The sequence below is a fragment of the Microcoleus sp. MON1_C1 genome (assembly GCF_036701945.1).
Taxonomy (GTDB): domain Bacteria; phylum Cyanobacteriota; class Cyanobacteriia; order Cyanobacteriales; family Microcoleaceae; genus Microcoleus.
This window is the reverse complement of the sequence record NZ_JAUBRO010000002.1, coordinates 98,966-118,748: the sequence shown is the minus strand read 5'-3', so window position 1 is coordinate 118,748 and position 19,783 is coordinate 98,966. Positions and strand designations below refer to the sequence as shown.

Sequence of the window (19,783 nt, the reverse complement as noted above, 5' to 3'; positions counted from 1 at the left end):
CTCAATTTACTTTTTAATGTTTCTCCTATGGTTCTTAGAAATCAGGATAGTTTTTATAAAAAAAAGTTCAATTTTCTTCACAATTTGCAAAATTTTTACTCGGTTTAAATTTATTTTGTACAGTGTTGTACAATTTTGTTAAAAAGTGCTTTAATATACAAAATTCTCACATCTTGCTAGCCAGATAAATCTTAAAGAAGTGTTAACCCTCCCCGGCCGCATAGTTTTCGAGAAAACAGGTCAGCACCTTGACGATTTACAAGCAGCGGTACTGCGGGGAACTCTACAACGCGAGACATACAAAGAAATAGCGAAAGACTTTGACTGTTCTGAAAGCCGCATCAGGGAAATCGACTCGGAATTATGGCAGATACTTTCAGAGGAGTTTGGGGAAAAAGTCAGTAAATCGAATTTTCGCTCCACAATGGAGAGGTTCCAAGTCTCTCATTCTTTAAACTTTGCACAAGACGTTGTAGCCATCGGTAATTTCAACATCTGTGGAGAAGCTAGACACCCGCTAAATATACCAAACTCACACCCACCCAATCAAGAAACATCTAACTCAAAACCAACTAAAACTCTATATCAAGATTTAAACGAAATGCCGGAGTTGGGCGATTTCTACTCGCGCACTCCCGAACTCCACACCCTCACCGGCATTAGCGGTATCGGAAAAACCACCCTAGCAGTACAACTCGTACAACAAATTAAAGACGAGTTTGAGTACGCAGTTTGGTAAACACTAGACCAATTCCCCACCATAGAAAAATTTCAATCTAACCTAATACAGCTTTTTTCCCATTCCGAAAAACAAGATTCATCCCACCAACCAAAATGCTTACCGCTGATTAAGTATTTACAAAACCATCGCTCTTTAATTGTCTTAGATGACGTTCACAACCTTTTCTGTAGTGGCGAATTGGCAGGAAAATATAAACCAGAATCCGAAGAATATCGCTCTTTATTTAAACAAATAGAAAAATTATCCCATCAAAGCTGCTTTCTGTTGATCGGTTGGGAACAACCCAGAGAAGTTACTCAAGTTAAAAGCCAAAATACTGCCATTCGTACCTTACAACTCAAAGGTTTAGACATCGCCGTCCCACGGGGAATACTCAGAGATTATGGGTTAGAATAAAGCGACAACAGTGAAACACTCATTCATCGCTACCAAGGCAACCCCCTATGGTTAAAAAGCGTGGCGACTCTGATTCAAGACTTGGGAGGCGGCGTGACAGAGTTATTACCAAATGATACTATATTGTTGCCAGAAGATTTAAAAGATGTTTTACAGAAGCACTTCGATCGCCTATCCGAACTAGAAAAACAAGTCATCTCCTTGTTGGCGAAAGAAATCCAGCCAATCAACCGGGCAAAATTGCTAGAAAGTGACCGAATTCCGGCTTCAGATTTGCTAAATGCGCTGCAATCTCTATCGCGACGTTGCTTGATAGAACAACAAGCAAATTTTTACACGATTTCACCTGTACTGAGGCAATATGCGATCGCCCATACAGTGTAATTTATACAACCATTGCTTACATTGTCGCGCTTCACCCAAATTACTAGAAGTGGCCATGGGCGATCGGGTAAATGAGGCGATCGGTTCGATAGAATGATCGGTAGTCGCAATTCCATTGTTTGTCATGACGCTGAAAGAATTAGAGCCTCAACTCCTGGCACTCTCTGACGACGAAAAAGCTCAAGTCGTTCAACTCCTCACTCAAGGCAAAATCACTCCTTGGCGCGGTATTGAAAAAACGCCTGATGTCTGTGGGGGGAGTGCTTGCATTGCTGGAACTCGCATCACCGTTTGGGGACTTGTAGAAGCTCGTCGTATGGGCTATAGCGAAGCAGATTTACTCACAAGCTATCGATTACTCTCTGCTACTGATATTGCTAACGCTTGGGCCTATGCTGAAGCTTTCTCCGATGAAATTGAAACAGAAATTCGGGAAAACGATGAAGTGATGGACGAGAATTTGTAGCCGATGGCACGTCTTTATGCCGATGAGCAATACCCCTATCCTGTTGTAGAATTACTGAGAGCTTTAGGACACGATGTTTTGACTGTCCAAGAAGCAGGTAGAGCGAATCAGAAAATTCCTGACCCGGATGTTTTAGCTTTTGCTAACCGAATCAACGCGGCTATTACAGCAGAAGAATCTTTGCAAGGTAAACTGATTCGTGTTGTGCGTCCTTCACCGTAACTTAGACGCCAGTAATACCTTGCCCTAAATGCTTCAAGACTTGAAAAGCCGATCGCAATTCACTTCGCACAGTATAAATCGAAAATGCCCGCGATAACCCGTATTCGGGTGTAGGTTGAGCCCTGAGTTTCACAAACAACACATCATCGCCATTCGTCAACATACCAAATCTCGGTTTATCCAAATCAGGATTTGCCATCATGTATGCTAATGCTTGGGGTAATGCCGATCGCGTCGATATCGTAGTCTTCTTACACTCCAAAACCATTACCCAAAGCTGATTCTGCAAAATCAAGATATCAATTCGTCCCCGCAGGGTTTCTTCCCCATCATCGATCGTAATTTCGATCGCAGCTTCAGCCTTCATCCTAAACGGTGGATCGTAGAATCCCGCCAATTCTAACAAAGGTGATGCCACCAGCAATGTCACTGCCCCTTCTAACAACTCTCCATCGGCTCTATGATACAGCAATCTACGTCGTAGCGTATCCAAAGCAGTCTGTTCAGAATCGCTGGGACTTGGCAATTGGGCTTGCCACTCTGTAAAAAAAGCCTCATCCTCAGTTCGGCTCAAATTCAACCTTGATTCAGCCTCAGCAAGGCTTTTAATAGCTTCTGTAACTGCAATAACCTTTGCCATTCGTTCACCTTTGATTCAAACGGTTGAATTTCCAAGGAAAATTAGCTTCATTGTAATCAAAAATAGGGAAACTGCTATAGCGCTCGCAGTTTTCAATATCACTTCTATTGGTTTGTGTCCAGAAACAAAAACCGGGCAACTTCAAAGCTACCCGGCAATCCTAACTTTAGACTTCAGACAAATCTAAAATCTAAAACCTAAAATTCTTAAACAGCGACAGTCTTCTTAGCAGAAGAGCTCAATTCGCCCTTAGCATACTTAGCTGCAAAATCGTCCAAAGACACTTGCTTAATCTTTGTACCGTGACCAGCGCAACCGAAAGAGTTATAACGATCGCTACAAACCTTCTGCATATACTTGATCGACGGCTTCAAGAAGTGGCGGGGGTCAAACTCATCGGGCTTGGCAAACAAAGCTTCGCGCACTGCAGCAGTAATCGCCAAACGGTTGTCAGTATCGATATTGATCTTACGAACGCCGCACTTGATGCCCTTTTGGATTTCTTCCACAGGTACGCCGTAGGTTTCGCGGATTTTACCGCCGTTGCTGTTGATAATTTCCAGCAATTCTTGGGGAACAGAAGAAGAACCGTGCATCACCAAGTGAGTATTCGGCAAGCGGCGGTGAATTTCTTCAATGCGGCTGATTGCCAAAATTTCGCCAGTCGGCTTGCGAGTGAACTTGTAAGCGCCGTGAGAAGTGCCGATCGCAACTGCTAGAGCATCAACGCCGGTTTGCTCGACGAAATCCACAGCTTGTTCAGGATCTGTCAGCAACTGATCGTGAGAAAGCGCACCTTCAAAGCCGTGGCCGTCTTCTGCTTCGCCCATTCCTGTTTCCAGAGAACCCAAGCAACCCAGTTCGCCTTCAACGCTAACGCCGATCGAATGAGCAACATTCACCACATCGCGAGTAACTTGAACGTTGTACTCGTAGCTGGCGGGAGTCTTAGCATCTGCTTCCAGAGAACCGTCCATCATCACGCTGGTGAAACCTTGGCGCATGGCAGAATAGCAAGTGCCGGGGGCATTGCCGTGGTCTTGGTGCATGGAAATGGGAATGTGAGGATAGGTTTCAACTGCTGCCAAAATCAAGTGGCGCAGGAAATTTTCGCCAGCGTAGGAGCGAGCGCCGCGAGAAGCTTGCAGAATCACGGGGCTGTTGGTTTCGTCAGCAGCGCGCATGATCGCTTGGATTTGCTCCATGTTGTTGACGTTGTAAGCCGGTAGGCCGTAACCATTTTCAGCCGCGTGGTCGAGCAGCAATCGCATAGGTACAAGCGCCATAGATATTCCTCCTAATTATTTGTGATTTTTGGGCAGTGAATTTTGGACAAGCTCAATTCTTACGATAATATTAAGACAATTTGCCACCGATCGCGCACTATCTTTCCAGATTTACTTAAAAGTTCAAAAAACAAAATTTTGAGTTCCGAGCATTCAACTCAAAACTCAAAATTCTCAACTTACAAATTTTTTATGGGTCGCCCGGGATTTGAACCCGAGACCAATCGGTTAAAAGCCGAATGCTCTACCGCTGAGCTAGCGACCCGCGAAAACATTGTTACCGCACACAATTTCTAATAGTAGCACCCCTCATTTGAAATAGCAAGTCTTTTTTAAATAAAATTTGCAGTCATGCGAACCAGCATCTGGCAAGTCGCTCCCGGCTGCAAATAAATCATGTGTTCGCCAGTGTTGAGGGCATTTCGAGGAGCAGTCCAAGGTTCCAAACAGTAAAAATCCTTGCCCTTCAACATCCAGAAAACCAACTTCCCATAGCTGGAGTTGTAACTGAGGGTGAGCCGCAAGCCTTGGGCCGCGTCAGTGACAGTAGCAGCAAGACCAGTGAGTTCGTCAAAGGAAACATCAATTTCATCCAACGTCGGGTCAAAAACCCCAGTGAAGTAACCCTTTTGATTGGTGTTCTGATCTCTGTACTGCATCCCCGGAATCTCAAAGCGCAGCTTTGATTTGTCCGTCGCCAAAAAGTAGGGGTGCAAACCACTAGAAAACGGCATGGGTTCAGCAGACAGATTGGTGTATCGCTGAAAAATTTCCAAAGAATTGCCTTTAATCTGATAAGTGAAGGCTAGTTGGAAATCAAAGGGATAAACAGCCAGCGTCTTGTCGCAGCTATCGAGAATTAGCGTAAGAGCGGCGCAACCCTCCGTAACTTGTTCGCCTACTGTCCAAGGCAAGTCTCGAGCAAAGCCGTGCTGTTTGAGCTGACGCTGCACTCCCTTGTGCGTGTAAGTACTGTCGGGGAGATTGCTGCAGATGGGAAACAGGATGGGAATCCCGCCACGTACAGTCAGATCGGGATTGGCGAACCGTTCCGCGTCCAAGTACAAGATTTCTTTGCCTTCAACCAGCCAGCTAGTGGCAATACCGCCCCGTTCCGGCACAACTTCTAGAGTAGAGTTAGCGGTTTCGTCGGAGAGGATATAGGTTTTGTACTGCTTTTGCTTGAGCGCGATCGCAAACACATTTGTCATCGGTAGTAGGTCATTGATCATTGGTTGTCAGTAAATCGGTCGTTAATAATTGGTCGCTAGTATCTTGATGTTCACCCATTACCGCCCCTATCCTCCCCCGGGATCCTCGTTGTTCCGACCCCCATCGACTAACCAATGCTCCCAGCTATAGGAGGCAGGGCGATCCGGTGCTTGGAGCGTTTGCTGCTGGTACCTGGAACCATCGCTGAGGTGGGCTGCTGTTTGAGTGCGACTTCAAAAGATACAGCCCTGGGGGGAAGATAGCTTTGGGGACTCGGCACTGCTTCTTGACTGGGAGATGCGGGCGAAATAAACGGTTCTTTGATGAATGGCTCTTTTGTAAATGGCTCTGGTTCCCGGCTGGGATTTTGAGGTTGAGTGGGGTAGATGCGCGGCGGCAAATTTTGATTCGGAGGCGGGTTTGACTCAATTGCAGGCCCTGTCCCGTTCGGGAAAAATGAGGAGTTGTCGGGCTGTTGGGGCGCAGCCGGCAAAGTCGGCAAAATCAAAGTAGGTTTGGGTTGTCCGGGGCTTTGCAGATTGCTTTCACCCGATGTTCCCCCGGAACTTCGCCCTGGCTGGTATGTACCGCTCTTTGCCGATCCTGGCAATGGAGAATTTGGAGTTTTTAGTGTGGCTCCTGGCTGGACTAGGGCATCGAGAACTACAGAAGATCCCATCGGTCGATCGAAAATACTAGAAATTTGCTCGACGCGTTTGAGGATGCGATCGGCAGCAGCTCCCTTCACCACCTTCGGCTGAAACTTTTTCACCTCCACAGGCAGAAACTCTACCTTCATATTCCGGTCTTTGAGCGATACTTTCAGGACTGCGGTATCGTAATCCCTGCGAGCATTCCCGCCGAATATAAAATTACCCAGCGAGTAAACTATCGGGCGGCCCTTGTAAAGTTCTGCACCTTGCAATACCTGGGGATGGTGTCCAACTACCAAATCAGCTCCTTGGTCGATCGTGAACCGAGCCAAATCAATCTGCCAGTCCCCCGGATAATCGGCCAATTCGACTCCCCAGTGGTAATTAACAATAATCCAGTCTACCTGACCCCTAAGAGCTCGAATATCCTCGGCCACGCGATTGTTGCGGCGGGGGTTAGTGCCCGCTTTCCCTTGGTCGGCGACGTGAAGCTCGGCATCGTAATAACCGAGGTAGGCAATCCGCTGACCCTTAACTTCAATAATATCTGGACGCCTCGCTTCTTTAATATCTCTGCCGGCTCCCAGGTGTTGAATCCCACTATTATCTAGAGTATTCATCGTCTCCACGAGCCCCGGTTCCTCGTAATCCATAGCGCGGCTATTTGCCAGATTGACAATATCCACTCCTCCGGCTGTTAATACTTTCACCGATTCTGGAGCAGCTTTAAAATTTAATTGTTTTTTGCCAGACCCCAATGTAGAGCGAGTCAGGGAGTTTTCTAGGTTAACCATCGCCAGATCTGCTTGCCGGTACTCGTCCATATTGGCGAAAGCCCATTGGTGATCGTTGGCAGCAGATGCTCCGAGCGCATCCGATAGATTCACATTTCCTCCGAACATCAGCGTTACTGTTGGGTCGTAAGGATTAGCAACTTGCTTTTGCTGTAATACTGGTACCACTTCTAAGGCCGCTTGCACCGTATCCGCACGTTTTGGAGGCGGCCCCGACATTACCCCAGTTTGCTGGTAGCCGGATACTGGGGATACTAACCGCAGGGTCAGAGCTTCGTGGTAGCTGACCCAACACCCTAAAATAAATGAGGCAAGTGCCGATCCCACTAGCAGCAGAGAACGATACGTTTTAAATTTAACCCAATCGACGGCCGGTAGGGAACGGTAACGCCGCCGCTGGCGGTTGGCGGGAGTGACAATTCGCACTGACTGTTTCCAGAGAATGTCTGCATCCCCAGCCAAGCGCGCGTGAATTCGCACTCCTTCTACTGCTGGCGAGTTGAGTCTCCAGAGTTGGTGGCAAATAAATTTGACTAAGCCTTCCCGGAGAGTGCTCCCGAGTAATGTAGTATCTGGCGCCAATTCGCGCTGGAATTCTACGAGGATTTGGACGCAGCCTGCCTGAGCCTGTTCGACGCGGGCATAAATCCCTTCGGGTCGCAGCAAGCTGTCAATCCAATAATTTAGGGCTTGAAAGTTGCCCGATCGCGCTAGCTCCAAAATAGACGGCTGCGACCAATTTTCTGCGTACACCATCAATTAGCCTCCTTAATACGCACGAGCGATGACTCCAATTTGTTTTGAACGGAACCGCAATTCTTTTAGCTTAACCGCCACAGGTTCCGCTGCCCGTTTTGAAGCTTGTTGTTGGCCGCCACCATTTTCTACATTTAGGGGCTGCCTGCTGTCAGTGATTTTTATCACACTTCGGTCAATCGATTTTAGATTTTAGATTTTAGATTTTAGATTGAGTTCACAGAGGGTACTCGGGGCCAGAACAAAAGTCGAAACAAAAGGTTTCTGGGGGAGTTGAGGTAGAAAAGAGGGAGGTTTATGAGGCAGAGTCTGTTGTTATTGTCGCTGTTTGAGAGTCGCTTTAAAGCTTCGGCTTTGAAATTTGAGATTTAAGATTGAGCCAAGAGGCGTTAGCGGGCGATCGCACAAACGTCGAAACAATAGGTTTCTGGGGGACTTGAGGCAAAAGAGAGCGAGATTTTTGAGGCAGAGTCTGTTGTTATTGTCGCTGTTAATCGCGTGCCGTCGTCAAGTCCTAATGCTGCGATCTATGCTGGCAAATGCCTCTCACGAGGGATGCCACTGGCTGCACAACCTGTAATTGGATAAATGGCGTACTAGATAGATTTGGTGGTAAAATCAAATTTGGTAACTCCCATCGGTACCAAAGTTGCGGAAAACGTGAAACTGGCCAGTCCACACGGCTGTGCCTTCCGATGTAAAACCCAAAGTACGTTACGGTAAACAGACCATATTTTAAGCAAGTTACACTGCGCAGGAGAACTGACAAATGCTACAGCGCAAAATCTATCAACTCTGTTGTGATGGTCGTGAGGTTTCTATTTTTCTTCGAGATCAGCAACGTTGGATAGAGCGCGCTCGTATCCTAGATATTGAAGGGGATCTAGTCACGCTGCGCTACGAAACCGACGAAGAAGACGAAATCAGCTCCTGGGAAGAAATGGTGCGTCTCGAAAGTATTGGCTCTGTGTCCCAGAAGTTGGCTTCGGTATCCCGAACTAACTGCGAACCCCTAGTTTCTGACGATTGTCCCGAAGCCGAACAAATTCGCAATCACTACCCGGACTCGAATTTGGAATAGTTTTGAGCTCGCGCTTGAGGCACAAGGAAAACTTGGGGGAAAAGAAAACGACTTTTCTCCCTTTTTTGTGGAGAAATTATGGAAAAAACCCGGTTTAGGCCAAACATATTCTGGGTTATGACCCCATAAGCTATTTTGCCTTTAAATTTAAGCTTGATGGCGGAATCTCCTGCCCACCTCACAAGAGGGTAAGTACACAGTAGTTTAAAAATTCAATACGCGACAGCTTACCTCTGCTTAAACCGGGTTTTTTGTCTGGGTGCGTCCAGGACTGTTCTTTTGTTTTCTTCGCCTGCGGGCTGGTTTCGAGGTGCCCGACAGCTTATTCGCCGTCTGTTTCGCCATCTTCTAGGAAAAGTTCGGACTCCGGTATCGCTTTAAAGACGGGACAGAAACCGTCGGGGGTAACTTTAAAACCAAACAAAGCACTGGACTGGTTCCAACAGCGCTGGCTGCGGTAGTGCTGGCAATTGCCGCAGCATTCGAGGTTGGCCTGAACGGCGCTGCCTTGAAAAAGGAGTTCCCGCTGGGAAATGCCGCGCAGTACCAGCTCTTCGCCTTGCCAGCGCGCTTCTACCAAGCCGGTATCGGCAAAATTGGCCCACCGAGGATCGGCTGTAATCGGACTCGGCAAGCTAATTGCTACCTCTGTCCCCAATTCGCTGAGTTCTCCCTCATAGTTAGTTTCTGGGATAGCGGGCTGCAAAAACATTTCCCCGATCGGCAATTCGACCAGTGTTCCGGCCGCCGGAGTGTGCAACTGGTAGCGGTTTCGCAGCTCGTCCAAGTTAGCCAAGTCAGCCAAATAGGCAGGGGAACCGTGGAGTAAAATTACGTGCTGGGGACGCAAATTGTGGATGAGTTGGGTCGTCCCCGGCCCGTCGCAGTGTTCGGCTAGCAGATAAGTTTCGACACTTCTGACTCCTGATTGGGGCCTGTTGCCCAGCCAGTCGCTGACGGGATATCCTGGTTTTTGAGGCGCGAGCAAAATCCAAGGATGTTTGCCATCGGCAACATACAAAGGCAAATCAGCTATTTGGTCAGTAATCACAATACAGGGCGTGGCTCCCAATCCGGGGCGTTGTTCGGGAGACAGCCGGCGGACGCGGGGTTTCACCCTTTCGTCCCAAAACAAAGGTTGGTGCAGAGCAAAATTTTGGACGGCGGTGGGAAATTGGTGTAGCAGTTCCAGATAAGCGTCGCACCCGTCGGCGACTGTGCCGTCCACCCAAATATCCAAGTCGCGGCCAGTAAAGTAGTGGTGACTGCGGAGCAGCATCAGCATTTCTTGGCCCAAACCAAGGGCCGGCGCGGGCAGCAGTACCGAGTAACCGTCGGCGATGGCGCGGTGGATGCGATCGGCTAACTGATTTTCTAGTTGTCGGCGGTGAGGGTGGCGCGCCGTGCCGTAACTGCCTTCCAAAATTAACACATCCGGCTTCATGCCCCTGAGTTCTCCCAGGGGCAAACCTTCCACCAAACGAGAATTGGACAGGAAAAAGTCGCCGGTGTAAACCACGGTGTAGGTGCGGTGCGGTGCGGCATAAGTCAGCAGCACAGTCGCCGCTCCGGGCAAATGACCCGATGGGAACAACTGCACGCTCAGTCCTGGGCGCACTTCGAGCGGCGACTGCCAGGGCAGCCCCTGACAGAACCTGGACTCTGGCTGCTGAGCCAGTTCTGGCCAGTTGAGCGGTAGCAGTCGCGCTGTCACTTCGCTGGCGTAAATTGGCAAGTGGGGGAAAGATTGATGGAGTGCTAGCAAACCTCTGGCATGGTCAGAGTGGGCGTGGGTACACACCACAAAATCGGCTGGCAGCGATCGATTTAGTGTCGCTGACAGCGGTGCAATATCCTCTACACCGCAGTCGAGTAAAATGCGGTGTGGCCCCATTCGCACTAGGAGACAGACACCTTCTTGGGCGTGGCCTGCGCCGTAAGGTAAACAATCGAGATCCATCACTGCGGTTAGCTCCCTGCTTTGCACGCAACTTGCAGTATCGCGACATTTAAAGATTGGTTGCGACTGCATTCATTCGATCAAGTTCAGTCTCGGACGCTGAAATCGGGTTTGATGAACGAAAACACTTTGTTGCCGCCCTCGCTCCCGGTTAAAAAACCCGGTTTATCAAAGTTCTGGTGCGTAAGCCCTGGGGCTAAATGTTTGCTCGAAGGCTCCGCTTCCCGTCAAAGGGAAGTAATTGCACTTAAGATTTGATGCAGCGCCAAGAAGGCGATTTTCCGAAGGCATTTGCCTGACGGGCATTCGGCCTTCCACAAAGTTCATGCTACTGGTTCTGGCATCAAAAGTTACATTTTATTGCACCATGTAAGAGTAGCGAACTCGATCTCATATTCTGAGTTTTAAACTTTTTTCCACAATTTGCGCCTGCTAAAAGCTAGTCTTTTTTATGAGAAGATTTTAATTCAGATGTCCAAAGATCTTGATAAAACTTTACAATTCTTCATTTTTAGGGTGTTGAGGGCCGTGTATTGTCCAATCTGAAAAACGGAGAACCAGCATGGGGCTAGCTAACTGCTTTTGTCCGGGCAGACAGAGACTTTATGAGTTTGCTCGGTTCCTTTGTAAAAGTTTGATACATTCTTCTAAGCAAACCTTGTGGCTATCCCGGAGAGAGTTTAAATGGCTTTTTGACCCCGCCCAAAAACGGATATAAGTTTCCGACAGGAATCGTCAGCAGCCCAAAGTTTTAGGCTCGTGTTCAAGCTCCAGATTCATCTGTGAAGTAAATCTCAAATCGTTCGACTGAGCGCGACTCGACAGCTCGCCCAACGTCTGAGCGCGGCTCGACTGAGCTGGACTCGATGGCTCGCCCAACGTCTCGCGGAAGTCTCAAAACTCAAATCTAAAATCGGCTGACTGCCCCATAATAGGTTTGTTTACTCCGCTCCTTGACTAGGGGACAAAACGATATATTCTTTTGTTTTACCCCAAACATAGCCAGATAAATCCCCCGAAAATGGAGGATATTTATCCTGTACAAATCCCACTAACTTGCCAGGAATAATCTCAGGTATATGAGTCTCCAACCAGTCTATAATCTTCGGTTTTTTATCATTTGGGTATTCTTTGGGGTGGGGTTTTTGAGTTGTTTGTCAGCTAACCTGTGGCGGCTTAAATAGAGTGTAATAGCTTGGTTTTCAGTCAAACCTCACATCGTAGTTCTCGAATAGTATCGTTGGAGTTGTGCTAGATTCCAGTTTTTTGACTGCCGTCAGCAAATGACTGCTGCGCTTTGCACAGATTCTAGATAACTGACTGAGCCTCGTCGTTCTGCCAATTTTAACCTAGAGATAGGAGTAGTTTATACAGTTTAGTTTATTAACCAATGAAGCCGGAACTGACTTATTTAACCTGCTGACTCTCGGTACTTATAGCCTTTAGTAAAGATTTTAAGTTAATAGTGCTTAAATTTACGTGGTATGGATTGACCTCTATTAACTCATGTAGGTCGGTTAAATAAGTAGGTAAAAATATAGCTAATGTATGTCTATTTTTAACTCATAAAGTGTTTTTTATAGGAAATTTTTTTAGCTCAAACGACCCCTGTAAGACATAGAAAGTATTGGTTTTGGCGCAGTTTTACCTAGTATTTTAGTTTTTTTAATATTTGTTAAGGGGCTGCCTCTATATTCTAACAAGGGGGTTGGGATTGTTATAGAATAATTACTACTTGCGAAAGTTTTAATGGCGAGAGGGTTTAATTGTTTGGTAGGTTTTAGAGAATAGTACCCGATCGCAATTAAAGCTGGAATGAGGCGCGATCGCACAAACCGGGTTTTATCAAAAAATCAGGTTTTTAGAGATGGCATTAATGGCGAGACTTGGGAGAGTGCCGACGGCCCATAACACCTGCAATTGACACCCGCCTCAACGAGCTAAGGTGTTCGACGACAAATATTCTGTTGGAAAAAAACTTGACATCAGCGGGTAATAGAAAGTAAAAATAAATAAAAGCAATAATAAAAATAAGGCTTTATGTTAGATTCGCGATCGAGGCTAGGCAAGTATGGCATTGATAAGTTGCTAGCCCTAAAACAATTTTCGCTAAAATACATCCGGTAATATACGGAGTTTATATGATTTTTTCACAATTTAAAATCTAAAATGGCAACAGCTATTCTTGACCTGGAAATGTCCAAACTTCCGCCAGAAATTAGGGTTGAGGAGCGTTACAGCAAAGCCTTGGTTTTAATTCGACTGCACGGAAAACCGATCGGCCAAGCTCTATTGTCGCTCGTCGGAGGTCACGCCGACGGCTCCCAATTGCGGGAAACACTGATGAACGCTGCGGGGGAGAACCTTTGGAAAAATTGGCTCTACGATACCCTCGCATGGGACGAACGCGGGCCTGTGCAGGCAATGCCGCTCGCCACAACAGTAGCGGTTTGCACGCGCGATCGCCCGGAAGATTTGCGGCGCTGTCTAGACGCGCTGATGCAGAGCCCAGACGAGGGTCAGGAATACTTAGTAATTGACAATTGTCCCAGCACGGACGCTACCAAGGAACTAATCAAAAATTACCCACAAGTCCGCTATGTGCGCGAAGACGTACCAGGCTCCAGCGCTGCCCGCAACCGAGCTTTACGCGAAGCTAAACATGAATTCGTAGCCTTTACAGATGACGATGCTGCCCCCGATCCGAACTGGCTGCGATCGCTCTTGTGGAATTTTAGCGATCCGCGAGTTATGTGCGTCACGGGGCTGGTGATGCCCTTGGAACTGGAAACCGAAGCGCAAGAATGGTTTGAGTGGTACAGCCCGCACGGGCGGGGATTTGAGCGCCGAGTTTTTGATGGGGCGCAGTGCAATCCTCTGATTGTGCATCTTGTGGGAGTTTCGGCGAGTATGGCTGTGCGAAAAAGTTTGATCGACTACATTGGCCTGTTTGACGAAGCTTTGGGTGCGGGAACACCCACGGTGGGTGGCGAAGACTGTGAACTCTTTGCCCGCATTTTGCGCGCGGGCTACTGTATTGTCTACGAGCCGAGAGCATTGAGCTGGCACCGCCATCGCCGCACTTGGGAAGAATTGCGAAAAACGCTCCAAGGCTACGGCATCGGAGTCTATGCTTTCTGGACGCGGCTGTTTGTAATCAACAGAGAATTTAGTGTGCCTCTATTAGCTTGGGGATGGCTGCGGTATAAGCAAATTCCAGAATTAATTGCTTCTTTGCGAAAGCAACCGGATGCGGTTCCGAGGGATTTGCTGTGGGCTCAATTCCGGGGCTGCTTTAGCGGGCCGATGGCTTATTTTGCTTCTCGGAAGTTGTTACAAAAAATTAAGGGGAGCAATGAATAGGGATTTTTAGATTATTTTTAACGGCAGATGAAGGGAGATGAAATGCAGATGAAGTTAATTGTTGTAATGTAAATATGGAAAATCTAACAGTTAGCATAATTATTCCTAGCCACAACCGAAGTTCTTCGCTGCGGCGGGCTTTGGATGCTTTGCACTTGCAGACTTATTCGATCAACCTGATCGAGGTTATTGTAGTGGCCGATAGCTGCATTGACGATACTTTGGCAATGCTACAAGACTACAAAGCTCCGTTTAAACTGCAGGCGCTTGAGGTAAATTGCCGAAGTGCTTCGATCGCCCGCAATACGGGAGCGGCTTCGGCTACCGGGAAATTGCTGCTGTTTCTCGACGACGATATCGAAGCGCTGCCGCCTTTGGTGGAAAGCCATGCGCGGGTTCACCGAGAGCGTCCGGGCTCGGCTGTCATGGGCCCCTATCCGCCTAAGTTGCACGGAGGAACTAGATTTTTTGACGTGGAAGTGCGCTCGTGGTGGGAAGAGAAGTTTTATCAGATGAGCCAGCCCGCTCACCGATTTACTTATCAAGATTTGCTCAGCGGCAACCTTTCTTTGGATGCAGAACTGTTTGGTCGTCTCGATGGCTTTGATTCGGCTTTCGGGAACTGCGGCGGGGAAGATTACGAGTTTGGGGTGCGTTTGCTGAAAGCAGGTGTACCTTTTGCTGTAGCGGGGGATGCGGTGGGCTATCATTACGAACACGAAACTAATAATCTCGATCGCTCTTTTCACCGCTCTCGTCAGGAAGGGCGATCGGATGTTTTGATCGGCCGCCGACACCCGGAACTTAGACCGATACTGCAGGTAGCAGCCTACGAAACTGCTTACTCGCTGGTAGATAAAATTGTGGTGGCGATCGCGTTTTTCTGGCCGGCGGCTGTCGATTGGCTGGCCCGGGGACTGAGGGAATCTCTTGATTTACTCGAAAGCTTGCGGATGCGGGGAACTTGGCGGTGGTTGCGGTCAAAATTGCGCGGTTATTGGTATTTGCGGGGTGTCATTGATGAGTTGAAAAGTCGCTCTGCTATTTCTAGTTTTATGCAAGGAGGCCCGGCCCGTGCTCATTTGGGCGGATATGAAATTAACATTGATTTGCAGCAAGGTTGGGAAGCTGCAGAAAGTCTGCTGGATGCGGAACGACCGGCTGGGGTTTACCTGTATTATGACCAACTGACAGTCGGCCATATTATTCCGCAAGCGGGCGCGGAACCGCTGCGGGGCGCTCACTTGCGATCGATTCTGGCGCTTCACTTTGCTCAACCGCTGGCTGCGGCGATCGCGGTTAACGGTTTGCCCCGCACTGCTGAAACGCTTGAAGACAAACCTTTAGTTGCTTTTGAAACTTACGAGTTAGCAATTAAGAGCTAAGTAAATAGGTACAAATAAAGATTACATGATTCGGGCAGGTGAGTGCCTTCATCTTCTCGCTTATATCTGGTTATGCTTAGCTAAACTACCCCCTAGAATATATTTTATTTCGTTCTTTTTTTCGTTCATATCTACTAAATTTGGGGAATTTAAACCAAAAACTCAAACCTCAAAAGTTGGGAAATTGGAAAGTTGCCACCCCAAACTTAAAAGTCCCAAGTCAAAACTTTTCTATCTAGTGCCCACTGCAAAATTTTCAGGAGCAAGTTATGGCAATAAAAGTGATGGAGATTGAGTTTACCGAACAGATTAATCCGATTAGGCAACTCGAACAATACGAAGGAGTTCGCATTTTAGTTCGCTACCGGGGACGGCTTCTGGGCTGGGCTTATGTTAGCAACAATCCCTGGGAACAAACAATTTCCGCTGAGCGAGTGCGACAAACAATTGTGGATCAGTTAGGAAAAGAGTTGGTGCGATCGACTTTAGGAGAGCAGTTCGGGGCTGTTTCTGAAGCAGTGGCGGATCGCCACCTGCCGTCAATTAGCGTTGTCATCTGCACGCGCGATCGCACAGATTTGCTCAAAGGCGCTCTGGAAGCTCTGCTCGCACTAGACTATCCCCACCGCGAAATTATCGTTATAGACAACGCTCCTGCAAACAGCAGCACCGCTGAATTAGTTGCGCGATTGCCGGTACGCTACGTCAAGGAAGAACGGCCAGGATTGGACTGGGCGCGCAATCGCGGGATCGCTGAAGCGCGGCATGAAATTATTGCTTTTACTGACGACGACGTGCGGCCCGATCGCGGTTGGCTGCGGGCGATCGCTTCGGCTTTTGCTGACCCGGACATTATGGCAGTTAGCGGTTTAGTGGCGGCCGCCGAACTGGAAACCTTGTCACAACAGCAATTTGAACTGATATATGGCGGAATGCTGCAACACCTTGACCGCCACAAAACCGACGGTAGCAAGCTTTCTGTGTGGGAGTTGCTGTGGGCGAGCAAATACGGCGTGGGGGCGAATATGGCTTTCCGGCGGCAAGTTTTCGAGGCTGTGGGCAATTTTGACGTTGCTCTTGATGTGGGGACTGCGACTCGCGGTGGTGGGGATATTGAGATGTTTCATCGGATTTTGGCTAAGGGATACTCGACTTTTTATGAGCCGAGAGCTTTTGTGTGGCACTTGCACCGGCGCAGCGCCGATGCTTTGAGCCGGCAGTTGCAGGACAACGGGCGCAGCTTTGGGGCTTATTTACTCACGTGCGATCGCAACCGCACTGTGCCGCGCTGGGAAATTTTGAAATTTGCTATGTTTAATTGGTTCGGTTGGTGGCTGGTGCGCCGCTTGGGGGTTCCGGGTTTGCTGCCGCGCAAGTTGGTAGTCAGCGAGTTGCTAGGAGCTCTCGACAGTCCTTTTGCTTACAGAAAAGCGCAGTTGCAGGCGCAGCAGTTAGGTGAGATTGAGCAGGAAGAGCAGCTACAGTCTGAACCGCAGGAAGTTGCTGGAGGTGTGCGATGAGAAGTGTTCCAAAACTGATTGACAGGCGCAAAATCGCTCATTTCTTCGATTTGCTGCGGGTGTTGGTTGATCGCGATATGAAATTACTTTACAAGCGATCGGCTTTGGGGATTGCTTGGACTTTAATCAATCCGCTGTTGCAGTTAGCTGTATTTTCCTTTGTGTTTCGCTCAGTTGTACCGATTAACGTTCCGAAATTTTCTTCCTTTGCTTTCAGCGGTTTGTTAATCTGGAGTTGGTCTCAAACCGCATTATTTCAAGCAACTGGATTAATTACCAACAATAAAGCGCTAATCAGACAGCCGAATTTCCCCACGGCAATTTTGCCGGTAGTCACGACTATGACGGGACTAATTCACTTTCTGTTAGCTTTGCCGGTGTTAATTATCTTTCTGGCAATTGATGGCGTTCAGCCGAGTGCAGTCCTGTTTGTGTTGCCGCTGCTGATGGCTATTCAGTTTATTTTGACAGTCAGTTTGGCTTATCCCCTCGCCGCTTTGAATGTCACTTTTCGCGATACTCAGCACACTTTGGGCGTAGTTTTGCAGATGCTGTTTTACCTGACTCCGATTTTCTACGACCTCAACAGCGTCCCGAAAGAATTTCAGCCTCTTTATCAGTTAAATCCAATGGTGCCACTGCTTGGAGCCTACCGCGCCATACTGCTCAAGGGTACGCAACCGGATTGGCTGGCACTGTTAATTGTTAGCTTGGTTGTGGCTGCTCTTTTGCCGATCGGACTGGGAATTTTTAGACGGCAAAGCAATACTTTTGTGGAGGAATTGTAAATGCGTCAAGCTATTGTTGTCAAGGGTTTGGGGAAACGTTTCAACCGCTACTCTGCCGATCGACCTTATACGATTATGCAGGCCGCTTTGGCGGGTTTTCGGCAGATGAAACCGCAGGCGCGTTTTTGGGCACTGCGGGATATCAATTTCAGTGTTGCTCCCGGGGAAATGCTGGGAATTCTCGGCAAGAATGGCGCGGGAAAATCGACGCTGCTGCAACTTGTTGGCGGTATCGGCCACGCTCAAGAAGGAACTATTGAAGTTAATGGCAGAATTGGCGGTTTGTTGGATTTGGGTGCGGGTTTTCACTCGGATTTAACCGGTCGAGAAAATGTGTTTGTGGGTGCGGTGGTGGCCGGTTTGACTCGTCGGGAAGCGGCGCGCCGGTTTGATGATATTGTTGAATTTGCGGAATTGCAACAGTTTATTGATAGTCCGATGCGGACTTACAGTACGGGGATGCAAATGCGGCTGGCTTTTTCGGTGGCGGTGCACACTGATCCAGAAGTGCTGTTAGTTGATGAACATTTGTCGGTTGGTGATGTGGCTTTTCAAACTAAATGTTTGAACAGAATCTCGGAGTTTAAGGCTCAAGGATGTGCGATTGTTTTGATTTCTCACAACGCGACGCAAATTCATAAACTGTGCGATCGGGCTTTGTGGCTGAAATCAGGTGAAATCGTGGCTTACGGGGAACCAGAAGTGGTAGTCGGTCAGTATTTGTCGGAAATGCGCCCACCAACCGAAAAACGCACTCCCATCCTTCCTCCTGAAGTGACCAGTACGGGTTTGCAACTGCGAATCAATGACAATCGCTTCGGTTCTTTGGAAGTAGAAATTACGGATGTTAAAGTGTTGCCGGAGGATGAGATAAACAGTGGTGAGCCTATTACTGTGGAAATTCATTATTCTGTACCGAAGCCAATTTCGGCTGCTATTTTTGGCGTGACAATCAGCCGGGAAGACGGTCAAAGTTGTTTTGAGACTAATACTAATCAAATGGGCAGATTGCTGCCGCTGGCGGAAGGTAAAGGCACAATCCGCCTGCACGTAGACAGGCTGGATTTAGGCAACGGTCAGTATTACGTGAATGCTGGGGTTTACGAGAAGAGTTTGGCTTACGCCTACGATTATCATTGGCACACTTATCCGCTGTACGTGCGATCGACTGTCAACCAAAAAACGATTCTTTGTCCGCCCTACCGCTGGGAATTTGATGGCACAATGCAGGTTGCGGATTTACCAGAACCAGCCTATAAAGTTCACGCCTTAAATAAGGATAATCCCGCCTATGCCCAGATTTCGACTCAGTTAAAAAATAAGCAGGAACCAGACTTTTTAATTATTGGCGCTCAAAAGTGCGGCACGGAACCTCTATCTGGCTATCTCGCAAATCACTTGCAAATTATCAAAGATGGTTCCCCCAACATTCACTTTTTTGATTTGAATTTTGAGCGGGGCGTTGATTGGTACAGCAAGCAGTTGACGCGGAGTGTGGCGGATGAGAAGGTGTTGCTGTGGGAAATGACTCCTTACTATATTTATCATCCGTTGGTGGCCGAGCGGGTTTACAAGTGTTTCCCGGATGTTAAGCTGATTGTAATGCTGCGAAACCCGGTCAAACGAGCTTGGCTGCACTATCATTTAGAAGTGGCGAGCGGCTGCGAAAAGCTGGATTTTGAAAAGGCGATCGCTTCCGAACCCGATCGCCTAAAAGGTGAAATTGAAAAGATCAAAGCTGATCAAAGTTATTACAGTTTCAACCACCAACATTATTCTTATTTGTCACGAGGAATTTATGTTGAACAAATCAGGAATTGGCTCGATTATTTTCCGAGGGAACACTTGCTAATTCTCAAGAGCGAAGATTCTGAGGCAAATGCCGACAAAGTTTTTTCTGAAGTGTTAGATTTCTTGGGTATTAGTGCGATCGCAAGTAAAGAATATGAGATGAATACGGTCGAGGAGTATAGCAAAATACCAGCAGCAATTGAACAACAATTGACAGAGTATTTTCAACCTTACAATCAGGAACTTTCTAATTTGTTAAAACAGGATTTTACTTGGAGTTAGAATGGGCAGGTTGGGTTAAGAAAACGAAACCCAACCCCCCTCAAAATATACCGTTAATTATA

General features: G+C 47.8%; 14 protein-coding genes, 1 tRNA gene and 1 pseudogene. 9 read left to right on the top strand and 7 right to left on the bottom strand.

The annotated features are described in order from the left end of the window. Positions 1-184: 184 nt before the first annotated feature. From QUA62_RS01755 to QUA62_RS01745, 3 genes and pseudogenes are all read left to right on the top strand, one after another. Positions 185-1,522 (top strand): annotated as a pseudogene (locus QUA62_RS01755) (NB-ARC domain-containing protein). A 124-nt stretch (positions 1,523-1,646) separates the two neighbouring features. Then, positions 1,647-1,988, top strand: a complete 342-nt coding sequence (locus QUA62_RS01750) for a DUF433 domain-containing protein (RefSeq protein WP_333218011.1) — start codon at positions 1,647-1,649, stop codon at positions 1,986-1,988. 3 nt (positions 1,989-1,991) lie between these two features. Continuing rightward, entirely contained in the window at positions 1,992-2,210 is a 219-nt protein-coding gene (locus tag QUA62_RS01745; RefSeq protein WP_333402114.1) for a DUF5615 family PIN-like protein, read from the top strand. Position 2,211: 1 nt separating this feature from the next. Here the strand turns inward: QUA62_RS01745 and QUA62_RS01740 are convergent, their stop codons facing one another. The 6 genes from QUA62_RS01740 to QUA62_RS01715 all read right to left on the bottom strand — a co-directional run bounded on the left by QUA62_RS01740 (position 2,212) and on the right by QUA62_RS01715 (position 7,719). Continuing rightward, positions 2,212-2,850, bottom strand: a complete 639-nt coding sequence (locus QUA62_RS01740) for a type I restriction enzyme HsdR N-terminal domain-containing protein (RefSeq protein WP_333402113.1) — start codon at positions 2,848-2,850, stop codon at positions 2,212-2,214. Positions 2,851-3,056: 206 nt separating this feature from the next. Next, a complete protein-coding gene (gene fba / locus QUA62_RS01735) occupies positions 3,057-4,136 on the bottom strand; it encodes a class II fructose-bisphosphate aldolase (RefSeq protein ID WP_006633469.1) in 1,080 nt (359 codons plus the stop codon). Positions 4,137-4,329: 193 nt separating this feature from the next. Then, positions 4,330-4,401: transfer RNA gene (locus QUA62_RS01730), tRNA-Lys, on the bottom strand. 67 nt (positions 4,402-4,468) lie between these two features. Continuing rightward, entirely contained in the window at positions 4,469-5,338 is an 870-nt protein-coding gene (locus QUA62_RS01725; protein ID WP_445301632.1) for an aldose epimerase family protein, read from the bottom strand. 137 nt (positions 5,339-5,475) lie between these two features. Then, positions 5,476-7,551 carry a CapA family protein gene (locus QUA62_RS01720; protein ID WP_333402111.1) on the bottom strand — a complete coding sequence of 692 codons (2,076 nt, stop codon included), beginning with the start codon at positions 7,549-7,551 and terminating at the stop codon, positions 5,476-5,478. A gap of 12 nt (positions 7,552-7,563) precedes the next feature. After that, positions 7,564-7,719, bottom strand: coding sequence for a hypothetical protein (locus tag QUA62_RS01715; protein ID WP_190663334.1), 156 nt, complete (start codon positions 7,717-7,719; stop codon positions 7,564-7,566). 601 nt (positions 7,720-8,320) lie between these two features. Here QUA62_RS01715 and QUA62_RS01710 point away from each other — a divergent pair. Then, positions 8,321-8,632 carry a DUF6679 family protein gene (locus QUA62_RS01710; protein ID WP_015177146.1) on the top strand — a complete coding sequence of 104 codons (312 nt, stop codon included), beginning with the start codon at positions 8,321-8,323 and terminating at the stop codon, positions 8,630-8,632. A 322-nt stretch (positions 8,633-8,954) separates the two neighbouring features. Here the strand turns inward: QUA62_RS01710 and QUA62_RS01705 are convergent, their stop codons facing one another. Beyond that, entirely contained in the window at positions 8,955-10,592 is a 1,638-nt protein-coding gene (locus QUA62_RS01705; RefSeq protein ID WP_333402187.1) for an MBL fold metallo-hydrolase, read from the bottom strand. 2,169 nt (positions 10,593-12,761) lie between these two features. Here QUA62_RS01705 and QUA62_RS01700 point away from each other — a divergent pair. From QUA62_RS01700 to QUA62_RS01680, 5 genes are all read left to right on the top strand, one after another. Beyond that, entirely contained in the window at positions 12,762-13,955 is a 1,194-nt protein-coding gene (locus QUA62_RS01700; protein WP_333402110.1) for a glycosyltransferase, read from the top strand. A 74-nt stretch (positions 13,956-14,029) separates the two neighbouring features. Then, positions 14,030-15,340, top strand: coding sequence for a glycosyltransferase (locus tag QUA62_RS01695; RefSeq protein WP_333402109.1), 1,311 nt, complete (start codon positions 14,030-14,032; stop codon positions 15,338-15,340). Between the two features lie 269 nt (positions 15,341-15,609). Next, positions 15,610-16,860, top strand: coding sequence for a glycosyltransferase (locus tag QUA62_RS01690; protein WP_333402108.1), 1,251 nt, complete (start codon positions 15,610-15,612; stop codon positions 16,858-16,860). Next, on the top strand, positions 16,857-17,648 hold the full coding sequence (locus QUA62_RS01685) for an ABC transporter permease (protein WP_333402107.1): 792 nt from the start codon (positions 16,857-16,859) through the stop codon (positions 17,646-17,648). The genes QUA62_RS01690 and QUA62_RS01685 overlap by 4 nt, the downstream gene beginning before the upstream one ends. Next, positions 17,649-19,721 carry a Wzt carbohydrate-binding domain-containing protein gene (locus QUA62_RS01680; protein WP_333402106.1) on the top strand — a complete coding sequence of 691 codons (2,073 nt, stop codon included), beginning with the start codon at positions 17,649-17,651 and terminating at the stop codon, positions 19,719-19,721. Positions 19,722-19,783: the final 62 nt, after the last annotated feature.